Raw genomic sequence first — 3115 nt, forward strand, 5'->3', positions numbered from 1 at the left:
GCCCAACACCGTCCGTCACGCCGGCTCGTACACCGAGCGATACCGCGTACGAAAACCGACAACGTAGTCGGGCGCGTCCTGGGTGGTCAAGGCGATATCGTTGCCCGTGGATGTGGTTTGTGGTAGTAGTGCCCGGCTTGGTGATGGAAGGCCGGGAGCGAGTCTTTCAAGGAGGCAGTTAGTGCAGACCAGCTTCAAGACTGGTGACAAGGCGGTTTATCCGGGCCAGGGCGTCGGTGAGGTGATGGGTATCGAGCACACCGAAGTGGCCGGGCAGCGCCAGTCGTTCTACGTGCTGCGCATCTTGGAGAACGGGATGCGGATCATGATCCCGATCAACAAGGTCGGGTCGGTCGGCCTCCGGGAGATCATCAGCGAGGAGGACGTCAAGCAGGTCTATTCCATCCTCAGGGAGAAGGACATCTCGGTCGACTCCACGACCTGGAACCGGCGCTACCGGGAGTACATGGAGAAGATCAAGACGGGCTCCGTCTTCGAGATCGCCGAAGTGCTGCGCGACCTCTACCTCCTGAAGGGCGACAAGGACCTGTCCTTTGGCGAGCGGAAGATGCTCGACACGGCGCGTTCGCTGCTCATCAAGGAGCTGTCGCTGGCCAAGGACTGCACCGAGGAAGAGATCGAGTCGGACCTGAAGAAGATCTTCAACCTCGCCTGAGCTACACGGGCTTCCGCCCGAGAGACTCCTTGCCCCGGGTTCCCGCGAAGGGAACTCGGGGCTTCGTCTTTTCACGTCATGAACGAGTCGCCTTCCTCCTCCTCGGTACAGGCCGAGCGAGACGCGCGCATCGCCGAACTCGAGTCGAGCCTCGCGCGGCGTCGCGTGGGTGTCAGGCCGCTGGCGGCCGTGCTGGGCATCGTGGTGAGCCTGGCGCTCCTGATGATGCAGCGTCGGGAGCTGGCGTACTTCTTCTCGTCCCGGGTTCCCCTGACCTTGGGCGTGGAGGGGGACTACCGCTTCGACGCGCTCGCCACCAATCGCTACGCCCAGGTGCATGGACTTCCCACGGCGCGAGGCGCCTACGAGCGGGATGGGAGCGCGCTGTTCGTGCTGGTGGGCCTGCGCGAGTCGCCCTTCGTCGTGCGCCGGCCCGCGTTGCCCGGCGAGGACTGGGTGACGGGGCGGCCGCCGCCTCCTCCGGACCCGAGGCCCTTCGGCATCCGGGGGCGTCTGCTCTCGGAGGACGATGCGCCGCGCTACCGCGATGCGCTCGCGCTGTTGCGAGGCATGGGGGAGCTCCAGGCCCACGACGGCAAGCTGTGGTTGCTCATCGAGGGCGAGCGGCCGGGCGAGGACCGTGGGCTCGTCCTGGCCTGTCTGGCACTGCTCGCCTTCGGCGTGCTCAACGCGGTGCTGCTCTACAAGGCGCTCAAGGGGCCTGCTCGAGCCGCCTGAGTCCCTCGGTGGCCCTGCGGTTGCCCGCGTCGTACTTCAGGGCCTGCTGGAAGGCCGAGCGGGCCGCGTCGGAGTCTTGGGCCTTCATGTGGTCCGCGCCAGAGCGGACATACAGCGTCGAGAGCTGCGCGCGCAGCTGGGGCCCCAGGCGGCTCCACCCCCTGGACAGCTCCTGGTCGACGTTGACGGCGACGGTGAGCTGGGTGATGGCGCGAGTCGTATCGCCCTTCGTCAGGGCCTTGCGCGCCTCGCTGCCCGCGGCGTCGAAGCGGACGAGCTTCGCGTGCAGCGCCGTGAACCGACCGGACTTCGCCATCTCCATGGCGGACGTCACCTCTCCGGCTTCATAGAGCCGCAGGACCTCCGCTTCCGTCGGAGGGCCCGGGGGCTTGGTGTCACGGGCCTTCGTGTTCGTGACGACCTTCTCAGCGGAAACGGCCTCGTCATCGGAGGACATGGCCTGGAACGCGGGGACTTCTTCCGTCGTGTCACGCGTCCCACGCGGGGGTGCGCGGACCGCTCCCGTGGCCAGGTCGCTCGCGCTGAGGCTCGAGGGCGAAGCAGCGGTGTCTGTCCGCGACGGACGCGTCGCGGCCGTGGCCAGGGCCGTCGTGCGCGGTTCTGCGGGCGCGGCGGACGTGTCGGTCCGCGAAGCCCGTGTAGCGCCCGACGCGATGTCCCGAGCGCTCAGGCCCGCCGTCGACGTGGACGAGCCGCCCTGTGACGGTCGGACCTTGTCTGGGGCGCGTGAATCGTCATCCCCGGACGCGGCCGCCTGCGCCTTTCGCTCCTCGTTCCGAGTGGCGGCGCGAGGCTCGTCACGTTCGGTGCCGCTTCTCCGCGTCCTCGCCGGTGTTTCGCCGTCCGTGTCGTCGCCCGTGGGCGCACGGTCCGTGGCTCTGGCGGTGGGACGCACGTTCCCCGTGTCCACGAGGAGGGGACGATCATCCTCCGGTTGGGCGAGCTCGGACGGCGGAGTCTGCCCTCGCGTGGAAGCGGAGCCACCCGAGCGCGTCGCCTCGTTGGTGGGTGCCGTCCGATTCGAGCTCAGTCCCACCGCGAGCACGGTGATGAGGGCCGCCACGGTGGAGCCCAGGCCCGCGGCGACGAGCCCCACGCCCCAGGGGCCGAGACCTCGCTTGCGCGGAAGGGGTTCGGGGGTGGCGCCGGTGAGGGCGGGGATGCCCGCGGCGGGCGTGCCACCCGGACCGCGCAGCCGCAGCATCGCGTTGCCCAGGGTGATTTCGTCACCCTGCATCACCTCGACTTCATCGGTGACGCGGTTGCGGTTGATGAAGGTGCCGTTCTGGCTGCCCAGGTCCTTGATGAAGACCTGGTCGCCCTGGCGGGTGATTTGCGCGTGACGCCGGCTGATGGACGGATGCTGGAGCCTCAGGTCCGACGAGGACGACCGCCCCAACACCAGGGGCCCCTGCTGCACGGGCACGAGCTGACCCGCTCCGGGGCCTCGCTCGACGTAGAGGAAGGCCGGTGGATGTCCGGGGTTCGAGTACTCGCGTCCCCAGTCGAACCGGCCGGACAACTCCCGGTCGTTCTTTTCCCGGCCCTTGCCGCCGCTCTTCGAGCGTCCCTTGCGAGAGCCCGCCGGAAACTGGGGCACCCGCTGGGGGCGAGGGTCGTCGGCCTGGAGGGGGGCCACCTCATCGTCGTCGAAGGGCAGCTCCACCTCTGTCTGTTATA

The 3115-nt window shown here is 68.5% G+C and carries 3 protein-coding genes; 2 read left to right on the forward strand and 1 reads right to left on the reverse strand.

The window, feature by feature from the left end; genetic code table 11:
• Positions 1-181 precede the first annotated feature (181 nt).
• A complete protein-coding gene (locus HR086_RS45920) occupies positions 182-676 on the forward strand; it encodes a CarD family transcriptional regulator (RefSeq protein WP_002639129.1) in 495 nt (164 codons plus the stop codon).
• Between the two features lie 78 nt (positions 677-754).
• Positions 755-1414 carry a hypothetical protein gene (locus HR086_RS45925; protein WP_174468814.1) on the forward strand — a complete coding sequence of 220 codons (660 nt, stop codon included), beginning with the start codon at positions 755-757 and terminating at the stop codon, positions 1412-1414.
• Here the strand turns inward: HR086_RS45925 and HR086_RS45930 are convergent.
• The gene (locus tag HR086_RS45930; protein WP_174468815.1) at positions 1389-3101 is read right to left on the reverse strand and encodes an FHA domain-containing protein; all 1713 of its coding nucleotides are present in this window, start codon (positions 3099-3101) and stop codon (positions 1389-1391) included. The genes HR086_RS45925 and HR086_RS45930 overlap by 26 nt on opposite strands.
• Positions 3102-3115: the final 14 nt, after the last annotated feature.

Source organism: Myxococcus sp. CA039A (assembly GCF_013336645.1).
Classification (GTDB): Bacteria; Myxococcota; Myxococcia; order Myxococcales; family Myxococcaceae; genus Myxococcus; species Myxococcus llanfairpwllgwyngyllgogerychwyrndrobwllllantysiliogogogochensis.